The sequence below is a fragment of the Enterococcus sp. AAFC-DPL-5146 genome, assembly GCF_058216635.1.
The window spans coordinates 924,336-947,451 of the sequence record NZ_CM177103.1 but is presented as its reverse complement, the minus strand read 5'-3'; the positions used below and the strand labels follow the sequence as shown (position 1 = coordinate 947,451).

General features: G+C 34.8%; 20 protein-coding genes. 4 read left to right on the top strand and 16 right to left on the bottom strand.

The genetic code is table 11. The features are described from left to right. Positions 1–21: 21 nt before the first annotated feature. The 5 genes from AC4BB2_RS04290 to AC4BB2_RS04270 all read right to left on the bottom strand — a co-directional run bounded on the left by AC4BB2_RS04290 (position 22) and on the right by AC4BB2_RS04270 (position 3,250). Positions 22–570, bottom strand: coding sequence for a cysteine hydrolase family protein (locus AC4BB2_RS04290; RefSeq protein ID WP_490474203.1), 549 nt, complete (start codon positions 568–570; stop codon positions 22–24). A gap of 114 nt (positions 571–684) precedes the next feature. After that, positions 685–1,377 carry a 5'-methylthioadenosine/adenosylhomocysteine nucleosidase gene (locus AC4BB2_RS04285; protein ID WP_490474202.1) on the bottom strand — a complete coding sequence of 231 codons (693 nt, stop codon included), beginning with the start codon at positions 1,375–1,377 and terminating at the stop codon, positions 685–687. A 16-nt stretch (positions 1,378–1,393) separates the two neighbouring features. Next, on the bottom strand, positions 1,394–1,690 hold the full coding sequence (macP, locus tag AC4BB2_RS04280) for a cell wall synthase accessory phosphoprotein MacP (RefSeq protein WP_490474201.1): 297 nt from the start codon (positions 1,688–1,690) through the stop codon (positions 1,394–1,396). Next, the gene (locus AC4BB2_RS04275) at positions 1,687–2,271 is read right to left on the bottom strand and encodes an NUDIX hydrolase (protein WP_490474200.1); all 585 of its coding nucleotides are present in this window, start codon (positions 2,269–2,271) and stop codon (positions 1,687–1,689) included. Before AC4BB2_RS04275 ends, macP begins: the two co-directional genes overlap by 4 nt. Before the next feature lie 292 nt (positions 2,272–2,563). After that, positions 2,564–3,250 (bottom strand): hypothetical protein, encoded by a 687-nt coding sequence (locus AC4BB2_RS04270; RefSeq protein WP_490474199.1) that lies wholly within the window; start codon positions 3,248–3,250, stop codon positions 2,564–2,566. A gap of 274 nt (positions 3,251–3,524) precedes the next feature. On the opposite strand from AC4BB2_RS04270, the gene AC4BB2_RS04265 reads away from it, so the two are divergent. Together AC4BB2_RS04265 and AC4BB2_RS04260 are read left to right on the top strand one after the other, a co-directional pair. Further along, positions 3,525–4,187, top strand: a complete 663-nt coding sequence (locus tag AC4BB2_RS04265) for a 5-bromo-4-chloroindolyl phosphate hydrolysis family protein (protein WP_490474198.1) — start codon at positions 3,525–3,527, stop codon at positions 4,185–4,187. Positions 4,188–4,376: 189 nt separating this feature from the next. Continuing rightward, positions 4,377–5,564 carry a toxic anion resistance protein gene (locus AC4BB2_RS04260; protein WP_490474197.1) on the top strand — a complete coding sequence of 396 codons (1,188 nt, stop codon included), beginning with the start codon at positions 4,377–4,379 and terminating at the stop codon, positions 5,562–5,564. Positions 5,565–5,615: 51 nt separating this feature from the next. On the opposite strand, the gene AC4BB2_RS04255 is transcribed toward AC4BB2_RS04260, so the two are convergent. From AC4BB2_RS04255 to AC4BB2_RS04235, 5 genes are all read right to left on the bottom strand, one after another. Further along, positions 5,616–5,816, bottom strand: coding sequence for a hypothetical protein (locus AC4BB2_RS04255; RefSeq protein WP_490474708.1), 201 nt, complete (start codon positions 5,814–5,816; stop codon positions 5,616–5,618). After that, complete coding sequence (locus tag AC4BB2_RS04250) at positions 5,746–5,946, bottom strand: mannitol dehydrogenase family protein (RefSeq protein ID WP_490474196.1); 201 nt, start codon at positions 5,944–5,946, stop codon at positions 5,746–5,748. The genes AC4BB2_RS04255 and AC4BB2_RS04250 overlap by 71 nt, the downstream gene beginning before the upstream one ends. After that, positions 5,943–6,182 carry a hypothetical protein gene (locus AC4BB2_RS04245; protein WP_490474195.1) on the bottom strand — a complete coding sequence of 80 codons (240 nt, stop codon included), beginning with the start codon at positions 6,180–6,182 and terminating at the stop codon, positions 5,943–5,945. Before AC4BB2_RS04245 ends, AC4BB2_RS04250 begins: the two co-directional genes overlap by 4 nt. A gap of 160 nt (positions 6,183–6,342) precedes the next feature. Next, on the bottom strand, positions 6,343–9,102 hold the full coding sequence (locus AC4BB2_RS04240) for a WxL domain-containing protein (RefSeq protein ID WP_490474194.1): 2,760 nt from the start codon (positions 9,100–9,102) through the stop codon (positions 6,343–6,345). A 538-nt stretch (positions 9,103–9,640) separates the two neighbouring features. Next, positions 9,641–10,183, bottom strand: coding sequence for a biotin transporter BioY (locus AC4BB2_RS04235; protein WP_490474193.1), 543 nt, complete (start codon positions 10,181–10,183; stop codon positions 9,641–9,643). A gap of 242 nt (positions 10,184–10,425) precedes the next feature. Between AC4BB2_RS04235 and AC4BB2_RS04230 the strand changes: the two genes are divergently transcribed. Both AC4BB2_RS04230 and AC4BB2_RS04225 read left to right on the top strand, forming a co-directional pair. Further along, positions 10,426–11,253, top strand: coding sequence for an NUDIX domain-containing protein (locus tag AC4BB2_RS04230; protein ID WP_490474664.1), 828 nt, complete (start codon positions 10,426–10,428; stop codon positions 11,251–11,253). Positions 11,254–11,518: 265 nt separating this feature from the next. Then, positions 11,519–13,852, top strand: coding sequence for a toxin Cry1Ac domain D-VI-related protein (locus AC4BB2_RS04225; RefSeq protein WP_490474192.1), 2,334 nt, complete (start codon positions 11,519–11,521; stop codon positions 13,850–13,852). A 107-nt stretch (positions 13,853–13,959) separates the two neighbouring features. Here AC4BB2_RS04225 and AC4BB2_RS04220 read toward each other — a convergent pair whose 3' ends face one another. From AC4BB2_RS04220 to ilvD, 6 genes are all read right to left on the bottom strand, one after another. Then, a complete protein-coding gene (locus AC4BB2_RS04220; RefSeq protein ID WP_490474191.1) occupies positions 13,960–15,819 on the bottom strand; it encodes an acyltransferase family protein in 1,860 nt (619 codons plus the stop codon). 704 nt (positions 15,820–16,523) lie between these two features. Continuing rightward, a complete protein-coding gene (ilvA, locus tag AC4BB2_RS04215) occupies positions 16,524–17,780 on the bottom strand; it encodes a threonine ammonia-lyase IlvA (RefSeq protein ID WP_490474190.1) in 1,257 nt (418 codons plus the stop codon). 116 nt (positions 17,781–17,896) lie between these two features. Beyond that, positions 17,897–18,892: a ketol-acid reductoisomerase gene (ilvC, locus tag AC4BB2_RS04210; RefSeq protein ID WP_490474189.1), complete on the bottom strand. Its 996-nt coding sequence runs from the start codon at positions 18,890–18,892 to the stop codon at positions 17,897–17,899. Positions 18,893–18,946: 54 nt separating this feature from the next. Beyond that, positions 18,947–19,429: an acetolactate synthase small subunit gene (ilvN, locus tag AC4BB2_RS04205; RefSeq protein WP_490474188.1), complete on the bottom strand. Its 483-nt coding sequence runs from the start codon at positions 19,427–19,429 to the stop codon at positions 18,947–18,949. A gap of 1 nt (position 19,430) precedes the next feature. Further along, on the bottom strand, positions 19,431–21,122 hold the full coding sequence (ilvB, locus tag AC4BB2_RS04200) for a biosynthetic-type acetolactate synthase large subunit (RefSeq protein WP_490474187.1): 1,692 nt from the start codon (positions 21,120–21,122) through the stop codon (positions 19,431–19,433). 13 nt (positions 21,123–21,135) lie between these two features. Continuing rightward, positions 21,136–22,827, bottom strand: coding sequence for a dihydroxy-acid dehydratase (gene ilvD / locus AC4BB2_RS04195; RefSeq protein WP_490474186.1), 1,692 nt, complete (start codon positions 22,825–22,827; stop codon positions 21,136–21,138). Positions 22,828–23,116: the final 289 nt, after the last annotated feature.

The window sequence follows — 23,116 nt, the reverse complement described above, 5'->3', positions numbered from 1 at the left end:
TCTAGTCTCGTCTCTCTTCATTTATTCTACGATTTCTGCACCTAACGTTTTCTCGAAATGATTCAACGCCCACTCATGTCCAATCGGATCAAAACTAGCTACAGCATTCTTATGGATGATAATTTTATAACCTAAATTATAAGCATCTACAGCTGTATGGAGCACACAAATATCTGCACAAACACCAACTAAATGAACCTCTGTAATTCCTCTTTCACGTAAACGAATATCTAAATCTGTTCCACTAAAAGCTGAATAATGACGTTTATCAATCCAGTAAACCGTTTCTTGTTCACGACTTTTCTCATAGATTTCAGCCAATTTACCGTAAAGCTTACGTCCATCCGTTCCAGCTAAATTATGCGGTGGAAATAACTTTTTTTCAGGATGATAAGAATCGTTTGGATCATGGCGATCAATTGCATAAACAACAAAATCTTGATTTTCTGTAAATTTCTCAGTCACATCAATTAAAGCTTGTTCAATTGCCTGACCTGCAATTCCTGTTGTTAGCGCTCCATTAGTAGCTACAAAATCATTCGTGTAATCAATCGAAATCAATGCTTTCATTCTGGTTCCTCCTAACTTTAAAAGCTGAACGAGCTCCTTTAAATTCGACTTAAAAATAGAAAAAATGAATACGGTACTCTTGACCTCATTCACTTTTTCTGAAAAAAAAACTAACTAAACAAGATTCTCTACAAAATGAATCACCATTTGTGCAGATTTTTCACCAGCTTCTTCAATAAATTCATCAAAGGTTTGCGTTGCTTCATGATCAGCTGTATCACTAATTGCTCGAACAACTAAAAATGGAATATTAAATTGTGCCGCTGCTTGAGCAATTGCTGCACCTTCCATTTCACACGCCAAGGCTTCTGGAAAGTCAGTGATGATATCTCTCACTTTTTCCTTATCGTTGACAAAAGAATCCCCTGTCACGACTAAACCATGGTGAATTGACATACCTGTTTTTTCTGCTGCTTTCTTCATCTCTAACTTCAAATAGTCACTTGATTCATAATATAAAGGCATCCCAGGTAACTGTCCCGGTTGATAACCAAATCCAGTAACATCTACATCAAAATAAGCTAATTTATCAGCAATCACTAAATCACCCACAGTTAACCCCTGACCGATACCACCAGCCGATCCTGTATTGATTACCATATTTACACCATATTGATGAATCAATAAAGTCGTTGTAACTGCTGATAAAACTTTACCAATTCCAGAACGAACGACAATTACTTCATGACGTCCTAAAGAACCAGATACAAATACAGCCCCTGCTCTTTCCCAAGAACGAGTATCAGATAATGCTTCTTTTAAGATTTTTACTTCTTGATCCATAGCCCCGATAATTCCAATTTTCATAGTAATTTCCTCTTCTCTATAAATTCAATACTATAAATATCACAATAACTAATAAAATTGCCACAACAATAATAGCTTTTGTTAGCGTACTGCTGCGTTCGCGAATTTTAGTTTGTTCATTTGAGCGACTCTTTGTAATTTCTTTTTGCTTTTTGTGTTCTTTTCGATAAAAATTTGAAATTTCTTTTTCTTTTTTACGATACTCTTTATCAGCTTCTTTTTGCTGTTGCTCAAATAACTTTTGTGCTTCTTTATCAGCTTCTTCTTTTCGTCTCCGCAATTCTGCCCGAGTAACCAGCGGACCTTTACTCATCGTTTATCCCCCTTCAGCAGCTCTTTAAGTTGCTGTAATTCCCAATATTGCACAGCAAAAATCGTTTTTGCATCACAAATTAATCCACTAGCAATTTCTGCTTTTGCTTCTTCTAGTGTAACAGTATATAACTCTATGATTTCATCGTCGTCTTTAGGACGTGGATTAAGAACTTTCTCTAGTTTTTCTGCATAATAAATATGAAGGAGCTCATTAGCGAAACCAGGAGAAACATACATAGACGTTACGAAGGTAAACTTATTAGCTCGATAGCCAGTCTCTTCTTCTAATTCTCTTTGTGCTGTTTCTTTTGGATGATTCTGTTCGCCAGGATCTATTTTTCCAGCAGGAATTTCCAAAAGGACTTTTTCCATTGGTTTTCTAAATTGTTTAACCATAATCATTTTATTGTCTGCTGTAATAGGAATAACCGCAACAGCTCCTGGATGAAAAACTAACTCACGTGTGCTCGTTTCACCATTAGGCAAGCGAACTTCATCCACAACAACATCAATAATCTGTCCTTTAAAAATCTCTTTTCTGGAAATTGTCTTTTCCTCAAACTCTTCAAAGTTCATCATACTGTTCACCAATCTTTCTATGGATATAATACCTTAATTTTGAAATTTTATCACTTATCCCTCTTTTTGTGAATCTTTTCTTTGCTATATATAGGGATTTTTACGATTTTTCTCTTGATTAATTAAACCTTTTAATACTCGTCATATCATCTAATTATACCAGTAAATGAACATTGGAGCAGTCATACCATGGCATAATAGAAAATAGAGAGGAGCAAGACTAGATTCCTAGACTTCCTTCTCCCTTTAAATCCTAAATAAATTCATTTTTTTCTTAGTTACTCACGTATAGTTATAACTCAGATAAAGAGTTCATAACTTTGATCAAATCAGCCTCATTATTGTCTTTTTTACTACTTAAGGTCCAACTGATACATTGTAAGTAATGATCTTTACTCACCATTAAATCATAGATATAATAAACTTCCACACCATCTTTACTTGCAGTAAATGTGCGGCGTTCACCTTTCAATCCATTATATTTTATTGGTTCTTTCTTTTCATTCGCCCGTTCCCCTAAATCAGATAAATCAACAGAGTTCTTAAACCCATCAAAATTGTCAAAATCTTTTTTAGCCTCGCTTAGAACCATGTAATATTCATTATTTAAAACATTTTTTAGGCTAACATCCGCATTATCGCTTAATTCTTTCGATTCAGCGGATTGCCACCCATCCATTAATTCTACTTTAAAGTTACCATTTTTGGTTTTGATAACTTCTATCTTTCCTTTAGCATCACTTGATTTATCTTTTGTTTCTTCAGTTGCAACCTTGTTTTCATCGATATCTTTACTGGTCATAGACTTATCCCTAGGCTCATAAAATGCTTCATCGTCTCCATATGAGCTTGATTCCTCTACACTTGAACTTGTTTCTTCTATATAAATATCGTCGTCTACTTCTGTAACTTTGCGTCCAGAACAACCTGTGATTGTTAATCCCACTAACAAAATAGTAATGATTTTAAAATTCTTCACATTGTTTCTCCTTTATCCTAATCTTTATCTTTCATTATACCTCACGTTTCTCATTTTTTCTCCTATTTCTTTTGGACTTTTTTGTGAACAATTGGCTTCAATCTACATCTAAAGTAGTAAAAAAGTCTATTTTCTATCCCCATTTCTTACATTTTTTCTAAATATTAAAATCAACCTTTGGACTGATATTCTTTATAGAGTAGAATATGATAAAATAGCTTATATAGCGAAAGATAATAACTTTCTATGGAAAAGATGGTTGGAGGGAACTTAAATGAGAAAAGTAAAACTTATCCAAATAATTGCTTATTTAATTTTAGCTAGTTTCATTCTACGCTTTATTACTGGCATGCACATAGCAGCGGTTGTAGTGATTCTTTTAATTTTGATAATTCTTCTTTTTACAGGTTCAAAAAAACAAGTGGTTAAAAAAGAAGATCAATTGCCTAATCTTACAAAAGCAAAAGAAGAACACTATACAACAATTGGGATGACTGATACGGAGATTGATTTTTTCAGGGACACGATGAATATCACTAAAAAACAAATCTTTCAGTTACAGGAAAATATGAATGCTTCTACTAAATTAAGAGCAATCGACTTACGCAACGATACGTTAAAAGTGTCAAAAGCGCTCTTTAAAGAATTAGTCAAAGATCCTAAAAAACTACATTTAGCGAATCATTTTCTTTATACCCATTTACCCAATTTAGTGGATTTGACAGGAAAATATTTAGAAATCGACGATCATGAGATCAAAAATAAACAAACATATGAGAAGTTGGAAGAAAGTGCTCAGATCATTGACCAAGTTTCTAAATTAATCAAAAAAGATTATGAACAATTTGTAGCTGATGATTTAGAAGATTTAGATGTTGAGATATCCGTTGCTAAAAATAGTTTAAAAAGAGATAATGAACGTAACGAGAACCAGTAATACTTGCTTTTATGTTGTAATGTATCAAAAAATTAAGAGCTGATATTGAGCATTATCTAGATTTACAGATTAACGCCCCAGAAAAAAAGATAAAAGCTGATTGTGGTTAAAATCACCCCCCTCAGTTTTTCCTATTTTTCTGTCGGAGCTGAAAAATCTGCAAAGTTTTCAAATTTAGGAGGAAATACAATGGAAAATAATCAAAAAGATGTAACCCCAGTGGATGATACACTGGATAATTTATTAAATAATCCATTTTCAACGCCTGTTGATTCATTAACGACGACACAACAAAGTGAAATTTCTGCTTTACAAGACCAACAAGTAGCGACCCGTCTAGTTGACAAGCTACCTGCTGAAAGACAAGCTCAAGCTAAAGAATTGGCTTCAAAAATTGATGTAGAAGATTCACAAGCCGTTATCACTTATGGTTCTGCGGCACAAACGAAATTAAGCGAATTTTCTCAATCAATGCTAAACCATGTTCAATCACAAGATATTGGTCCAGTTGGCGATTCATTAACTGATTTGATGTATCGCTTAAGTGAGGCAAATCCTGATCAATTAAGAGCTGGAGAAGGAAATTTTTTCTCAAAAATGTTGGGGAAAGTGAAGCAATCTGTCTTTGAAATAACTGCAAAGTATCAAAAAATCGGTGCGCAAATCGACAAGATTTCAATCAAGCTAGATCATGAAAAAAATGGTCTTTTAAAAGATAATTTAATGCTAGATCAACTTTATAATAAAAATAAAGACTACTTTGATGCATTAAATATTTATATTGCAGCCGGTGAGTTGAAGATCGAAGAATTGCAAACAACAATTATTCCTGAAGCCATGAAAAAAGCAGAGGAATCTGGTGATCAGATGGATGTTCAAATCGCTAATGATTATACACAATTTTTAGATCGTTTGGACAAACGGACGCATGACTTACGTTTAGCACGACAAATTACGATCCAACAAGCCCCTCAAATTCGCTTGATTCAAAATACAAATCAAGCTCTAGCTGAAAAGATTCAAGCATCAATCAATACAGCAATTCCACTTTGGAAAAACCAAGTTGTGATTGCTTTAACTTTATTACGTCAAAAAGATGCAGTTACAGCACAGAGACAAGTTTCTGAAACAACAAATGACCTATTAAAGAAAAATTCTGAAATGCTTAAAATCTCCGCAATCGAGACTGCGAAAGAAAATGAGCGAGGCATCGTTGATATTGATACCTTACAGAAAACTCAAAATGATCTAGTCGAAACAATCCAAGAAACTTTACGAATTCAGCAAGAAGGTAAAGAAAAACGCCGTGCTGCTGAAATAGAGTTAGGACATATGGAAGAAGATTTGAAGAGCAAATTATTAGAACTGACTCAATAAAATAGCTAAAAACGCCTTAATCAAGGGAAATCAGCTTGATTAAGGCGTTTCTTATACTAATTCATAATAGGAAGTTCTTATTTTCTCAAATAATTTTGTATAAGGTTTTAATCCCGTATATTTTTCAATTGCTTGATCCAAACCTTGTTCTTTAATAGCCTCATGTAATGCACAAGCTTCTTCATCCGTTGGTTCTGTAAATTTCATCGCAGCGGTAATCGCGATTGCTAATGCTAATGGGTGACCGACCAACACGTGTCACATAATCTGAAACGTACGGATTTTTATAGCAATCAATAATTTTATCAATATACGCTTGATGTTCTTGATGGGAAAATTGAAATTTTTTCTCCAATAAAGCATCTGCTGGTCCAACTATCATTGCCCAAAAATTGAAATATCTGCTCCAGTAATCACTCCTATTGCGACCATCTCTTCAACGACCCCATCACCAATATCATAAACTAATTGTCCACCTGTAAAACCAATCAGAATCGGCAACAAATAAGTAATCGTCAGTCCTGTTATTTCATTTAATTGTTCATTTGGAAACCAGCCTGCGGGGATAAATAATGTTGTCCAAATCCCCCATCCAATAAATGCACCAATATTCGACATACTCATTCCACTAAGAAAACTACTAAATTGCTGATTTGGACAAAAATTAAAAATATGTTGATGTTTCTGAATGAAACACTACTTAAAACAACATAAAAAAATTCAGATTCTTTATCAATATAAATTGATAAAGAATCTGAATCTATTCTAATTTATTATTTTACTTCGCATCTTCCAATGTGATAGTAATTTGAGCACTATACTTTCCTAGCGCTTTTATAGATCCAGCCGGGAAGTCCATCAAAAATCCTTCTCCTTTGCTCCAATAATCTTTTGTAATATTATATTCACCTAAATCTGTATTTTCTGGAGTAAAGATCACGTTATCTCCGTCTGTCAATGTGACTTCTTCAGTTGAATTTCTATATTTGATGATATCCGTCATGATTATGTTCTCATTCTCAAGACTTTTTAGCGGTTCAGAAATTTTTGCTTTCAATGACCATTTCTGTTTTGTTGAACGAGTATCTGTAATCACTAAAGGAGAACCACTTATCTCAGGTTTATCCAATTTCATTCCATCGACCTCTCCTTTTTGTATACCAAAATCAAAAAGAGCAGGCGACGATTGGATTTTTAAGGTACCAAAGTAATAAAAAATGACTTCCTTATCTTTTCCAAATTCTAAGGTTAACTTGTCTTCCACTAAAGAACGTTCAACACCATCTACAACAACTCTAGAAAAATCATACCCATTAATCTTTTCTAAAGGAATATCTATTTTTTCTCGCATTTTTCCTTTTTTATTAATCGGTTCAAGTGGTAATTCTTCATCTGTTTTTTCTAATAAAAATTTAATATTAATTTCCGGTTCTTGTGGTTTAATATTAAATGTTTTTACATTTGATATTTTTTCGCTTAGTTCATTCACTGATGTTCCTTTTACACTGTATGATTGCGCAACAGTAACTATTCCAGTTATCGGTGGCTCAGCCTCCAATGACTTGACTGTATATGTTAGAACCATTTCTTCTTTTGGTGCTATTTTATCAAGTGTTATTTTTAATTTTCGATCAGCCTCAAAAATAACCTTCTCTTCTGGAATCAGTACGCCATTCAATTTTACTGTTGTTTTGTCTACAACTACATTTTCAGGAAAAGCAACTGTCTCATAGATAACATCCGACCAATCAGAAGGTTCCTCGGCAGTATTTTTGATGGTCGCTGTGTATGAATTGCTTTCGCTCTCAAATATTTCAGTTTTTTCAACAGATAAATCAGTTTGAATGATCGGCTGATTATTTTTAGTTAAATTCAATTCTTTAATATCAGAGACCTTATCATTATCTTCTATCCAAAATTCTAGTTTGTAATTTGTTTTTGTTCCTTTTAAAGCTGAACTAGGAATTTCGTATGACAACGATTGTTCGATTCCTTTGTTCGTATTGGTTACCTTACTTAACAATTGCTTTGTGCCACCATCCACAGAATAATAGATCGATAACTCATCTGTATCTTCATCACTCCATTTAAGTGTTCCGTTAAAGGGACTAGTACCGCTAATAAGGCCTGTCGTTTCAACTAAATCTAAATTTGGTTTTCGATTATACTTCAAGTTAAATGTTTTTTCTTTCGAGCGATTATTATCGCTGTCTACCATGTAGACGACGATTTGATTTTCTTCTGTTCCTGACAATTGTTCTTTCGGTATATCCAAAGACCAATCGTGTATACCATTTTTGGGATTATTTAACAACCCTTTATCATTAAGTTTAATCGGTGTTTTATCATTTACTGTTGCATAAATGTCCCCATATTCACTATCTATATCTTGCCATGTTCCACTGACATTATAATTACCACCATAGTATACACCATCGCTATTATCAAGTGTTATTTGCGGAACTATATCCATTCCTGAAACAGCAACCCCATAAGTCATTATAGTAGACTCACCTGGTTTTAAAGTAACTGGTCGTGATTTTAATTGCATTGAAGTATCTACTTTATCAGCTGCTACCATTCCTTCTGATGCTGTATCTTCTCCCTCTGTCTCTAGCCCCGTAGAATGGACTGATGGAAAAGCATCCGGAAATTCAGAATAGTCACCACCATTCCAATTCGCTGCGCCGTTTTCTACATCAAATCGAAAATCTAGTCTATAATTTTCATGTTCAATATATAAGCCACGCTTCTTCCCAAGATAATGAATCGGAACATCATCTGAACCATCCAAAAAAGTATCAAGAAAAGTCGCAAAAGCAACATCTGTAAACGTCTCATCTGACAAATTTTTATATTCAGTGGTAACCCACACAAGATTGTCCTTTTCAGAATACTCCATTGTTTGAGTTACTAAATAATGATAAGGAAACAAAGGGTCTGAATTTTCTATTTCAATAACATTTTTTAATGAGGTGCTACCTTTACTACCATTTTTTTTATATTGTTTCAAAGACTTAATTTTCTCGGTTTCTTTAAAACCAATTCGTGCACCATAACCACCACTCGTAATATCCTTCATAACAATAATATTTTGACTGGTCCATGGACGTCCATATAGCCAATTAGTATGATCATTAAGATTATCATAAACCGAAGATATAACAGGTTCATCTTTACTCTCATCTAAGTAATAAAAAGTTGGAACTGTTAGTGTATCCAATCTCTCCGTTTTATAGTCTTCAAGATTAGTAACGATCGGATTCTTTTCGAGAGCATCCCTTTTCCCCCCAAAGGTGTATGCAAGAGACTGAGTCACACCAAGCCGAATTTTTGAAAAATCATAATTAATGAGCGGCTGCCATTCCTCATCAACAATTGGTTTCACATTTTTTTCGCTCTTGACTTCAGATTTACTGATATTATTTTGTTCTGCCTTTATTTGTGCCCCGCTGAAACCTGCATAACTCCCTCCTACAATCAATAACAAACATACATAAAACAATCGTTTTTGTTTCCTGTCTTTTATTTTATTCATTCGCCTCATAACTCCTCCTAATTTAACTTATAAAATGCTTTCCCTATCTAATGGTAATATTTTTTGAACTTTTTATCTAGCGGGTTTCAGTTCAGAATTTACTTAAAAAAAAGGATTAAATGAAAAAGTTATGTATCAATGATTTTTTATGCGGAAGAGTTATACTATAAAGAGGATTTCTCTCTGATTTTTATACATGCTGTAGATTAGTATGTTTTCCTAGTTGAAGTAATAGTGCGCATGATTCATACAGTTCGAATTAAATGGATGATTGCAACTTGGGCATTGCTTTAACTCTATATATTCTATGTAAGTCATTTCATGATGGCAAGCTCCACAAAGAACAACTTTATCTCTTGAGTTATTAAATGTTAACCATGGTAAGAAATCATGATTTTCCAGTTGATTATGACAACGATAGCATGCGTAATATTTTTTACAGTCGTAACATTTATTTGCAATAATATCTTCTAACAAATCATAATGGATACATCTACCAAACTCATCAATAGTTAAACCAAATATCTTTTTCATATTGTCATCCCCTTTGCATCAAATATTTTGATATTCTTCTAGCTAAAGTTGCTGTAATAAATGCCTTAATCGTGTCTCCTGGAATAAACACTAAACTTGCAATCAAGCTTTTTCGTAATGATACATCTGAAAGAATACTCACGCCTACTGCACCCAAAAAATCGATAAATAAGGCACCAAAAAGAAACGTAATTCCGAATGAATAAAGAATTTTTTTGTTATTGGGATTGAACTTCTCAGTCATCCAGCCTATCAGAAATGTAGCAAATGGATAGGCTACAAGATATCCTGCCGTAATACTGAAAAACACCATCAATCCACCTCGACCACCGGCAAGTAACGGAAAACCTAAAGCTACAAGTAATAAAAAAAGTATAGTTGCAATTGTGCCATTTTTTTTCCCTAGAAGTAAGCCGCTAAGCATAAATCCAGCATTTTGAATCACGATAGGAACAGGCAGTAACGTAATTGGAATTGGCGGAAAAAAACCTAAAACAATAATGATGCTAATCATAATAGCAATTTTGGTGATATCTTTCGTTTTCATACTTTTCCTCCAGTATAAATAATTTATGTATATTTAAAATACTAGTTCCGTCTCTTATTGTCAACCAAAATACAAAATAGGTTAACTTGTTGGTTAAGTTGATGTAAACATTAAATACTAGGTCATTGAGTTAATCTAATTAATTATTTGATTTTTTAAATACGTCTTTAGTTGTTTTTCCTGATGATAATGATACAATAAAGTAAAAAGTACTTTTATCTAATTTGGAGGAGATGAACAACTTGGTACACTTTGATTCAAAGGAAGAAGAAAAACAATATTATGAACAACAAGCCGATGAAACTGCATTTTTGAAATGGTACCATCAACAAGAACTTCCCGAATATGAAAAACCTTCTCTGACTGTAGATATTGTTTTGATGTGTTACAACAAAGAAGAAGATCAATTAAAAATACTACTAATCAAAAGAAAAGGGCACCCTTATAGAAACTCCTGGGCTTTACCTGGTGGTTTTGTGAATAGAAATGAATCTACAGGTGAGAGCGTACTGCGTGAAACAAAGGAAGAAACCGGTGTAATCATTTCAAAAGACAATATCGAACAACTCCATAGCTTTAGTAGGCCTGATCGAGACCCCCGAGGATGGGTGGTCACTATTAGTTATCTAGCTTTCATAGGTGAGGAACCTTTAATCGCTGGTGATGATGCAAAAGAAGTTCGCTGGTTTACAATGGAACGGCAAAATAGCCTCCTCTCTCTTACCAATAACGATGTAGAAATCATTCTAGATTTAAAAACTGGCACTTCAACCGGAAAAGATACCCTCGCTTTTGATCATAGTGAAATCATTTTAAAAGCTTTTAATCGTGTGTCTAACAAAATGGAACATGATCCTCAAGTTCTACAGGTTTTAGGAAAAGACTTCACAATCACAGAAGCTCGTAAAGTATTTGCTAAATTTTCTGGTATTGATTATAGGACAATCGATCACTCCAACTTTAAGAAAGCAATGCTTCATCATTTTGAAGAAATCGGCGAACGTCCGGTGGGCATTGGTCGTCCTTCTAAAATTTATCAGCTAAAACCAGAAGAAGTTCATAAGAAATAATTATTACAACAAATGACAATCCTCATTTTGTCTATTCCCCAATCAAGTGGAGTCTAAGAGAATAATCAGAATTTTTCTGACTACTTTCTTAGACTCCAAATTTTTCAAAAAATTTACACTAAATCAACTATTTTCTTGCAGCCATGCTTCTAATTATCTATAAGTGAACAAATAAATGGTCAGATTTAGATTTTTTTAAAAACAAATAACCTGTTATTCTTTACATAAACATGTGTTTTTATCACTTGGAAAGTAAGGAGATCTAATGAAAAAAACATTTTTAATAAGCTTATTATTATTAATTGGAATTTTCATCATTTTTAATGACTCAAGTTCAATAAAAGCGAAAGATAATAATAAAGCAGCACCAACAAGAACTTTGACAGATGACATATTACTAATGAAATACTCATTGTTTAAAGAAAAATCGTGGATCCCTTTGGATAGTGGACGAAAAATTCCTACTATTCCCTTTCTAGTAGATGCAAGAACCGAATACAGATATGTTGGACTAGTCTTTCCAGCATATTTTGATTATCAAAATCCTAGTTCAGTCACTATTAACCAAGGACAAAATGCTTCAAGAAATTTAGGTATCCGCCAAGAAATTAAAACGATTCCTAATCATTATTATCAATTTTCTGTGCATACTACTAGTTATGTTTCTCTAAATGATCCCAATCGTGAGAGAAAAACGGGTGATGGCTTTAACATTTTTGATGGTGCGACAACAAATTATATTAAAGACTCTCTCGTTGATTCTGTTTATAATAGGATTGACTATACTGTCTCGAACGGCTCTGAAAAAACTAGACAAAATAGAGTAATTTTTCAAGCAAAATCAAATTTGACAACTGTTGAATTAACTATTTTTTCGAATGGTAGTCTGAATTGGAATTCGGCTGCTTGGAAAAATGTCTCATTGATTGATTTTGAAGAAGGAATTGATACATCGAAAAAACTAGTAGAGGCTTTATTTACAGATAACAGTCATACTGCCATAAAACTCAGTACTACTCAAATAAAAATCAATGAAATCAAACAAAGAGTAAATGACTTATTCGATCCAACTATAAAGTCAGAACTTTTAGCTGAGATAGCTAAAGCGCAAAAACTCTTAGATAAAGTAAGCATGTTCTTAACAGTCGAGAACTTAAATGATGATCGAGACAATACTTCTAGCTATACCCTACAAGGAAAAACTTATCCAAATTCGTTTTTATCATTTTCAGGACACGAGTTTCTACCAAAAGGTAAACTATACTCTGAAGTAGGCGGTGATAAACTAACTTACCAAATTCGTGCTGACAACCAAGGTAATTTTCATTATTCTCTGCCTGAAAAAAGTTATTTTAGAGGGGGACAACGAATTACTATCGTAAGTATGCTTCATGGGAAATCAACTCAACTTACTAAGACAGTTGAAGATGTTACTGCTCCTTTCAAACCAATTTTATTGCCTCTTAAAGATACAAGTTCAAAAATCTCGGGCGAGGCTGAAACAGAAGCTGTAGTCAAACTATATGATGCAACAAACAACACTCTCATTCTTTCTGGTAAGGCTGACTTTGGCGATCAATACACCCTAGCTATCCCAGAACCATTGTCGCCTTATAAACAATACTATGTGACAGCCACAGATGCGTCCGGTCATATTAGTGAAAGATCAAATATCCAAGAAGTACAGGATACTCAGCCACCAAGTGCAACTCCTGTAAAACAACGAATAAAACTAGGGAGTCCTTTACCTAAAATTGATCAATTGATTACAGACGTATCTGATAACGCTGGAAAAGAAAACTTGACAATCATTATGACGAAAGAACCAAATCTATTAACTATTGGCTATACAGAAGCCATAATAACCATTAGTGACCAAGCACAAAATTCAATCATCGTAACTGTCCCAGTATTTGTTATAGATGATAACTTAGTTGAAGATGGGACAACTATCCTTTCTGCAAATGATTTTTCTATTTTAGCAATCGACTTTCCAGAAAAAAGTGACGATCAAAAAGCCTTCATCCTAGAAAAAAGTGGAGCGAACGCTTGGGATAGTACGACCTGGATGAATAAGAAAGACGAAATAATCTTACATTCAGAAAATATGAGAAAAGAACCTGGAATTTACGAAATCAACATTAGTCTAGGGAAATTAACTAAAAAATTCAATGTAGAGCTTACTTCTGGCGAATTGGCTTTTAAAAAAGTTCCGTCCAAAATTAGTTTTGGTGAGCCAACAATTAAATCAAGAACACAGTATATATCAACAGATAAGGGAATTAATTTACTTATAAGTGATAGTCGCTTTACACAAGAAAATTGGCGCTTAATGACTAAATTAAATCAGCCTCTCCAAACCGAGACAGGAGAAAAAACACAGACTGATATTGTATTTAAAAATGGGACAGATCTAACTGCTTTAGAGGAAAATAAAACTGTAGAACTCTTCAAAAAAAATTCAGAACAACGAGATATTGAACTTAGTTTTAGTAACAACCAAGATCAAGAATTTTTATTACAAATGTCGCCAGGTAGTGTTTTAGCAAATAAAGTGTACACTGCAGAAGTTATGTGGCTTATCGAGCTTGCACCTTAAATTGTACTTATTTTATCAACTAGTTGGCACTTATATTAAGTAAAAAAAAGCTCTGATGATCGAAATTCATCAGAGCGTTTTTTTTTACTTAATAATCTTTTACTTTATTATTTCATGATCTGTTTCGCAATAAAACTTGAATACTTCACTTGACCTTCCACATTCGGATGAACCCGATCATCATAAAACCAGTCGTCATGTTCATTACTATAGCTATACCAATCAATAACAACTAAATTTTTATATTTCTTTTTCATCGATTCCAACATTCCATTAACTTCATTTTGCCATCTACGTGTTGGAACACGTACGTTGATCCAAAAAACCTTACGCTTAGATCCAATAGCTGTCATAAATTCATCAAATTGCGTTTCAGTGAAGGAACCATTTGTTCCAAGACCAACTAAAATATTATCTTTTAATAGTTTATCTTTGTCTAACTTTTCAATTACTGGTGCGCTAGTATACAGCTGTCTACCGACTTCACCATCCACAATCATTTTCGGAAAAATCTCTTGTAGACCCGAAGCTGCATCCAAAATGACTGAATCTCCAAAAGCGGTGATTTCCATTTCTTGTGCCTTCTTATTTTCTTCTGGGGTCAAATCAAAGTTTGTTTCTGATACTTGGTTTGACTGTTTGTTAGAGTCTGATGTCTTTCCTTCTTTTTCAGCTTCCTTCCGCTGATCAGCTTTCTTTTTATTCTCTTGAATATTTTTTTGCAGCTGTTCTTGTTCCGCTGTGACCTGATTTGAAGGTGAAATAGCCAAGGCAAAAAAGGCAAAACAAGATAAAACAACGCTGACTAAAGCGGTCACTTTAGGGATCGTCACCCAAGGTTTTTTGAAAAAGTCTTTGATTGCAAACCAGGTATATTGATAGTAAAACTTACCCAAAGGTTTTTCAATAAATCGATACGAAAGCTCACTGATTCCCAGAATTAAAGCAATTTCAATTAGTGAATGTAAAAAAACATGATCACTTAAATTTTTGATTTTTGCTTCATAGAAAATCATAACAGGAAATTGATATAAATAAATGCCATAACTTCTCTTCCCTATCCAAGTAAATACTGGATTAGTCAGCCAACGATTTATATCAGCACCTGGATGCGCAGTGACAGCGACTAAAAGTGCCGCAAAAATACTGACAATAAACATACCTCCGTAATATACAAAAGCAAAATGATCTGCTAAGAATAAGAAGGAAATCAATAAAACAGATAAAGAAGCAACTCCAACACTATTTAATAAAGTTTTTGCTTTTATCGGAATTTCTTCTTTCAAACGATCACTTGGCCAAACAAATGCCAACCCACTGCCCATCAATATGGAAAATAGCCGCGTATCTGTCCCGTAATAAACTCTCGTTGGATCAGCTCCCGGTGTATACAAAACAGCCATCAAAATACCGGAAGCAACAACTGCTGCCATTATCAAACCAAAAATTTTACCACTGTGTTTGATATATCTTTTCAACAAAATAAATAATAACGGCCAAATTAAATAATTCTGTGCTTCAACAGCCAATGACCAAATATGAGTAAATGGTGATTGAGTTGTAAATCGATCAAAATAAGAAAATCCTCTAAAAATCTGCCACCAATTATTATAGTAAAATACGCTACTAGCCACCACGCTTCGTAGGTTGTTCAATAGATCCTTTTGAAAGAATACAATATATGCTGATGCGGTAATCAGCATGGCAATTAAGCCAGGATACAGCCTTTTCATACGACGAATGTAAAAGCCTTTAATATCGATTGTTTCAGTCTGAAGCCATTCTTGCCTCAGTAAATCAGTAATTAAGTATCCAGAAACTGCAAAAAAAATAGGGACGCCTAAATAGCCCCCACGCATTATGTTAGGGAACAAGTGATACAGAATCACGCCTACAACTGCTATTGTCCGAATTCCATCAAATCCGGTAATATAGCGGCGATTTTCTAACCTTTTATTATTATTCATTTATATTCCAACTTTACTAGTATTCTTTTTTTATATTTCGAGTAATTTTTAACAAAGAAAGCATGATTTTAAAATTGACTGGTGATAGAAAAAATAAGTCGTGTTTGACCAAAAAAAGGTGGTCGGTTGAAGTGTAAAAAATTCTATCCGGCTCATGCACTTTGACAGTCGTAGTTATTTGGACTGATTTAATGTAGTAACTTAAATATACGTTCTTTCTTAAAAAATGGCAAGAACTCTAACTCTAGTTTTCTATTTTTTAAGTAAATTTTAGATATTTTTAAAGCATCTTTTGATAGCTTTTTCTTAGTTTCTGTGAAACACTCTTTTTATGGCTAAAAGGTTCAAGTTTAGCTATTCGTAGCTTAAATCTTTTCTAACTAAATCCCCAACTCTTGTCTCTGAAATTACATTAGTTTAGATCCTTCTCATTTATCTGAATAACTATCCTATTTTTGTCTTCTACTCATTCTTTTCAAAATTACGATTCTTGCTGTAATAGACAATATTTTAAGGTCAAAAAGACACTTTCAAAATAATAGAAAGTGTTTTGTCTTAAGCATAATCTTACATGTTTATGGGTTATTCTTCAATATACAGACACATTGAATAACATAGCTTTTTCCTTAATGATATAGTTAAAATAAGCTGTTCTAAATAAGGTTTTATTTTCCACTTATCTAGAAACAGCTATTTTATATATATTAAACAAGTAATGCGTATAATGATGGATTATCACTGAGATCAATATAATGAGGGTCAAACGCAGCCATTTTTTCTAGTAAGTTCGGTAACTCTTCTTTATCTTTCAGTAGAATACCTAAAACAACTGGTCCTGTTCCTCGATTCACTTTTTTTGTATATTCAAAGCGAGTAATATCATCATTGGGACCTAAAATATCTGTTACAAATTCTCTGAGTGCACCAGGACGCTGAGGAAAATTGATCACAAAGTAATGTTTTAGTCCTTCAAAAATCAATGAACGTTCTTCAATTTCTTCCATACGATTGATATCATTATTTCCACCACTGATGATACAAACAACATTTTTTCCTTTGATGTCCTCTCTTAGCAACTCTAAAGCCGAAACACTCAACGCTCCAGCTGGTTCTACAACAATTGCTTGCTTCGTATACAACTCTAAAATTGTTGAACAGACTTGTCCTTCATCAACAGCTAAAAGATCATCAACGTATTCAAGAGCATGATCGTATGTTAAATTTCCGACTTGTTTGACTGCAGCTCCGTCCACAAATTTCTCAACACTATCCAACATTACTGGTTTGCCTTCATTAAAAGCCGCACGCATAGATTGAGCCCCAAGTGGTTCTATACCAATAATCGCTGTGGTTGGACTCACACTCTTCATATAAGTTGAAACACCACTGACTAATCCACCGCCACCGATTGCCGCTAGTAGATAATCTACTTGAAAATCAGACTCTTTTGCTTCTTGAAATATTTCAACAGCTGTCGTTCCTTGTCCAGCCATTATATTTAAATCATCAAAGGGATCAATAAAGGCTTGATTATTAGTTGTTGCATATTCTTTAGCAGCTTTTGCTGATGCATCAAAGGTATCACCAATTAATTTGACAGTTACTTCATCCCCGCCAAAAAATTTTACTTGAGAAATTTTTTGCTGAGGTGTTGTTGTTGGCATAAAAATAGTAGCAGCAACCTTCATCTCGTGGCAAGTAAAAGCTACCCCTTGAGCATGGTTTCCTGCACTGGCACAAACAACACCATTCTTTAGCTTGTCTTGAGGAGTTTGTTTAATTGCATAATACGCTCCTCTTAATTTGAATGAGCGAACTTTCTGTAGGTCTTCTCTTTTTAAATAAACATTGCATTGATATTTTTGTGACAGATACATATCATATTGCAAGGGTGTTTTAGTTACTACATCTTTCAACGTATCATAGGCTTCTTCAACTTTTTGTTTCGTTAGTTTTAACAAATTCTCCCCACCTTTTATCCAAGTAAAAGAAGCTAAGACAGAAGAACTTCCTTCTGTCTCACCATCTATATGACTAAGAAAATTCTAGTTATTCGCTTAGCCTCTATTAATTAATTTTAGTCTTCTCTTGAAACAAAAGGCATCATTTTACGCAATTCTGCTCCAACTTTTTCAATTGGGTGTCCAGCATTATCTTTACGCATTTGATTGAATTCTTTGAAGCCATTTTTGTTATCATCTATGAATCCTTTAGCAAATTTACCATTTTGGATATCTGTCAGAACTTCTTTCATGTTGGCTTTCGTTTCGGCTGTAACCACACGAGGACCTGAAACGTAATCTCCATATTCCGCAGTATTTGAGATTGAATTACGCATTTTCTCAAATCCTCCTTCATAAATAAGGTCAACGATTAATTTCAATTCGTGACATACTTCAAAGTAAGCCAATTCTGGTTGGTAACCAGCTTCAGTTAATGTTTCAAATCCTGCTTCGATTAAGCTAGTTAATCCTCCACACAATACTGCTTGTTCACCAAATAAATCTGTTTCAGTTTCTTCTTTAAATGTTGTCTCTAATACTCCAACACGTGTTGCACCGATTCCTTTAGCATAAGATAAGGCAACATCACTAGCTTTCCCTGTTGCATCTTGGTAAACCGCAAACAATGCTGGTACCGCAAACCCTTCTGTGAATGTACGGCGAACAAGGTGGCCTGGTCCTTTAGGAGCAACTAGGAAAACATCCACATCTTTTGGTGGTTTAATTACATCAAAGTGAATATTGAAACCATGACCGAATGCCAGCGCATTACCAGCTTCTAAGTTTGGCGCAATTTCATTATCATAAAGATCTCCTTGAATTTCATCAGGAGCCAAGATCATAACAATATCAGCTTTTTTAGATGCTTCTTCAACTGTTAGTACGTCAAACCCATCATTGCGGGCTGCTTCTGCTGATTTCCCTTCACGAATCCCGATGATTACTTGATTACCGTTATCTCTTAAGTTTTGTCCATGAGCATGACCTTGTGATCCGTAACCGATAATTGCGATTGTTTTTCCTTCTAATTGGTTGTTTTCTACTGAGTTATCATAATATACTTTTGCCATTGTTAAACCCTCCAAATTTTTTATGCTTATAAGCTTATGCTTTAAGTCCTTTTTTTAGTTGTTGCCTCTCGTGAATCCTGTAACACCTGTTCGAGCTAATTGTTTGATGCCGTAAGGTGTTACGACATCAACGAATGCACTGATTTTTTCACTGGTTCCTGTGACTTGAATAACTACGGATCGAGTACCAACGTCGATAACATTGGCTCTAAATGGATCAATCACTGAGAAAAGTTCTGCTCGAGAAGCAGCTGGCGCATTAACTTTTATCAGCGCCAATTCCCTTTCTAAATGAGGTTCATCCGTGATATCAGAAACTTTGATTACATCAATTTGTTTATTTAATTGTTTTATAACTTGTTCGCTTTCGTTTAAATCGACAACTTGGACAACGATTGTGATTCGTGATACATTTTCTAACTCTGTAGGTCCTACCGAAATACTATCAATATTGACTTGTCTGCGAGTAAGTACTCCACTAAAGCGATTTAGCACCCCGGAATTATTATTGACTGTTGCTGTAATGATACGTCTCATTTTAGTCCACCCCCAGCATCTGATAATTTGCTTTGCCTGCTGGAATCATTGGTAATACATGTTCCGTTGGCGAAACCATAACTTCGATTAGTATCGGACCCGTTTCTTTAAACGCTTCTGTCAACTCAGCTTCAACAGTTTCAGGATCATCTATTCTAACACCTTTGATGTGATAAGCTTCAGCCATCTTTACAAAATCCGGTTGAGACGTGAAAACTGATTCAGAACGACGATTGTTGAAAAAACTTTCCTGCCATTGACGCACCATACCTAATGATTGGTTGTTCAAAATCACGATTTTGATTGGAATATTGTATTCATTTAAAATTGCTAATTCTTGGTTTGTCATTTGGAAACCACCATCACCAACAAAAAGTACCACTTCCTTGTCTGGACAACCTAATTTTGCACCAATCGCTGCTGGAACTCCGTATCCCATCGTACCTAAACCGCCACTCGTCACTAACTGTTTTTCATTTTTAAATGGATAAAATTGAGCCGCCCACATCTGGTGTTGCCCCACATCAGTTGCTACAATTGCTTCACCATTAGTCAGTTCCCCAATAAATTCAATAACCTTTTGTGGTTTGATTTCTGTTTTTTGTTCTTTGTCATATTTGAATGGATGTCGTTTCTTTCTTGATAGGTTCAACTGTTTCCACTCAGTGCAGTCGGCACATTCAACATCGATTTTAAGCATCTCTTTTAATGTTTCTTTGGCATCAGCAACAATTGGGATTTGAGTCACGATTGTTTTTCCTATTTCTGCTGGATCAATATCAACATGAGCAATAATTGCGTGAGGTGCAAATTCTTTTGGCGCACTAGCTAAACGGTCATCAAAGCGAGAACCTATATTGATCAAAAAATCGCAATCTGTTAATGCCATATTTGCTGCAAATGAGCCATGCATACCACCCATTCCTAGAAATAGTTCATTTTCTGTGGGAACTGCCCCTAATCCTAATAATGAACTTAATGTTGGTAATTGATATTTGTTGATGAACTCTACTAATTCTTTCCCTGCATCAGCATGAAGAACACCAGCCCCGACCAATACCAATGGTTTTTTTGCAGTAGTCAATGTTTCCATTAGTTTTTTTACTTGCAGTTTATTTGGTTTCACGGTCGGCTGATAACTTGGTAAATTTAATTTCACCTCAATATCTGCATCAGATTCCATGATTGTTATATCTTTTGGTAGGTCAATCACAACAGGACCTTTTCTACCCGTTGTAGCAATATGAAAGGCTTCTTCAATGATTCTAGGCAAATCTTTCGTTTCACGAACTTGGTAATTATTTTTAGTAATAGGCATTGTTAGCCCAATCACATCTGCTTCTTGAAAGGCATCTTTGCCAATGCCAGCTGTAAGCACTTGACCAGTGAAAATAACCATTGGAATTGAATCGCTCATTGCATCAGCAATACCAGTGATTACATTGGTAGCACCTGGTCCGCTTGTCACAATTACTACGCCTGGTTTTCCAGTAGCTTTAGCATATCCTTCAGCCGCGTGAACAGCACCTTGTTCATGTCTTGTTAAAATATGAGGAATATCTTTATCATACAATGCATCATATAAAGGAAGGACTGCTCCTCCAGGATATCCAAAAATCATTTCTACCTCTTGCTTTAGCAATGCATCAATCAAAATTTTTGAGCCAGTTTTCATTTTTTTCTGTTGTGCCATGAGCTTCCCTCCTCTAGTCTAGCAAATCTTCTGGAATCTGCATGATTCCTCCTGTATGAGCTGAAGTCACCAACGCCGTATAACGAGCTAAATATCCTGTTTTTACTTTCGCTTTAAATTTTGGCAGTTGATCATTTCTTTTCGCTAATTCTTCATCTGAAACATTTAATTCTAATGTACGATTTATTAAATCAATCTCAATTTCATCCCCATCTGCAATCAGCGCAATCGGACCACCAGCAGCAGCTTCTGGAGAAATATGTCCTACAGCGATTCCTCGAGTAGCACCTGAAAAACGGCCATCGGTAATTAAAGCAACATCTTTTCCTAATCCCCGGCCAACAATACTAGATGTTGGTGCTAACATTTCCGGCATACCAGGTCCACCCTTTGGTCCTTCATAGCGAATAACTACAACATGACCTTTTTTCACGGTATGATTATCAATCGCCGCAACAGCTTCATCATGAGAACTGAAACAAATTGCTTTTCCTACAAATTTCTTAATTGATGGATCAACACCGCCAACTTTGATTACGCTGCCTTTGGGTGCAATATTTCCATAAAGGATTGATAATCCGCCAACTGGACTGTATGGATTTTCTTTTGGATGAATAACTTCTTCATTTTTGATTACCGCATCTTGAACATTTTCTCGAATCGTTTTTCCAGTAACAGTAATCCGATCTGGGTGAATGGCATCTCCTAAATCAACGAGCTCTTTCATGATTGCTGGAACACCACCAGCCTCATGAACATCATGCATTGAGTAAGCTGATGATGGCGCAATTTTAGAAAGATAAGGAACACGTTCAGCAATTGCATTTACTTCTTCTAAGTTATAGTCGATCTCAGCTTCATTTGCGATTGCTAATGTATGCAACACTGTATTTGTGGATCCTCCCATTGCCATGTCTAACGCAAAAGCATCATCAATCGCTTCTTTAGTAATGATGTCACGTGGCTTCACTTGATTTTTTACCAAATCCATCAAATGAAAAGCTGACTTTCTTACTAATTCTCTACGTTCATCTGAAACAGCCAAAATCGTACCATTTCCAGGAAGTGCCATCCCTAATACTTCCATCAAGCAATTCATGGAATTCGCTGTAAACATGCCCGCACAAGAGCCGCAAGTCGGACAGGCATTTTGTTCCATGAAATTAAATTCTTCTTCAGTCATCTTGCCTTCTTTAAATGTTCCAACTGCTTCAAACATTGAAGAAAGTGTCGTTGTATGACCTCTCGGATCGACACCAGCTTTCATTGGACCACCAGAACAGAAGATTGCAGGGACATTAGTGCGCACACTTGCCATTAACATCCCAGGAGTGATTTTGTCACAGTTTGGAATATAAAATACACCATCGAACCAATGTGCATTGATAACAGTCTCCGCAGCATCTGCAATGATTTCTCTACTTGGTAATGAGTAACGCATACCAATATGCCCCATGGCAATCCCATCATCTACACCAATCGTATTAAATTCAAATGGAATTCCTCCGGCTTCACGAATCGCTTCTTTGGCCACATCTGCTAACTCTCTTAAATGTACATGCCCAGGAACAATATCAATATATGAATTACAAATCGCTATAAAGGGTTTATCCATATCTTTGGCATTTTTCACTTGTCCAGTCGCATAAAGTAAACTTCTGGCGGGTGCAGCTTCAATTCCTTTTTTTATTTGATCACTACGCATGTCTCATCCACTCCAATTCGGTTGTCTTCAGAAGAAATTAGTTTTTAAACTTCTGGTTCATGTTCTTATTTATTCCGCTAACCTCTTTATAATACTTTCTACAAAAAAAACATCCCATCGAAAGAATGGGATGTCTTAGTAAGAACCCCATCTACCAAAGACAAACAGGACTCAAACATCTGCGAAATTTCTCAGTGTTCTAAGTCCTACACATTAAAATAATGACTAATACGTGATTGTTGTTTGTCTTTTTCATGGCAATGGTCTCCTCGTATAAAAAATCTGTAAA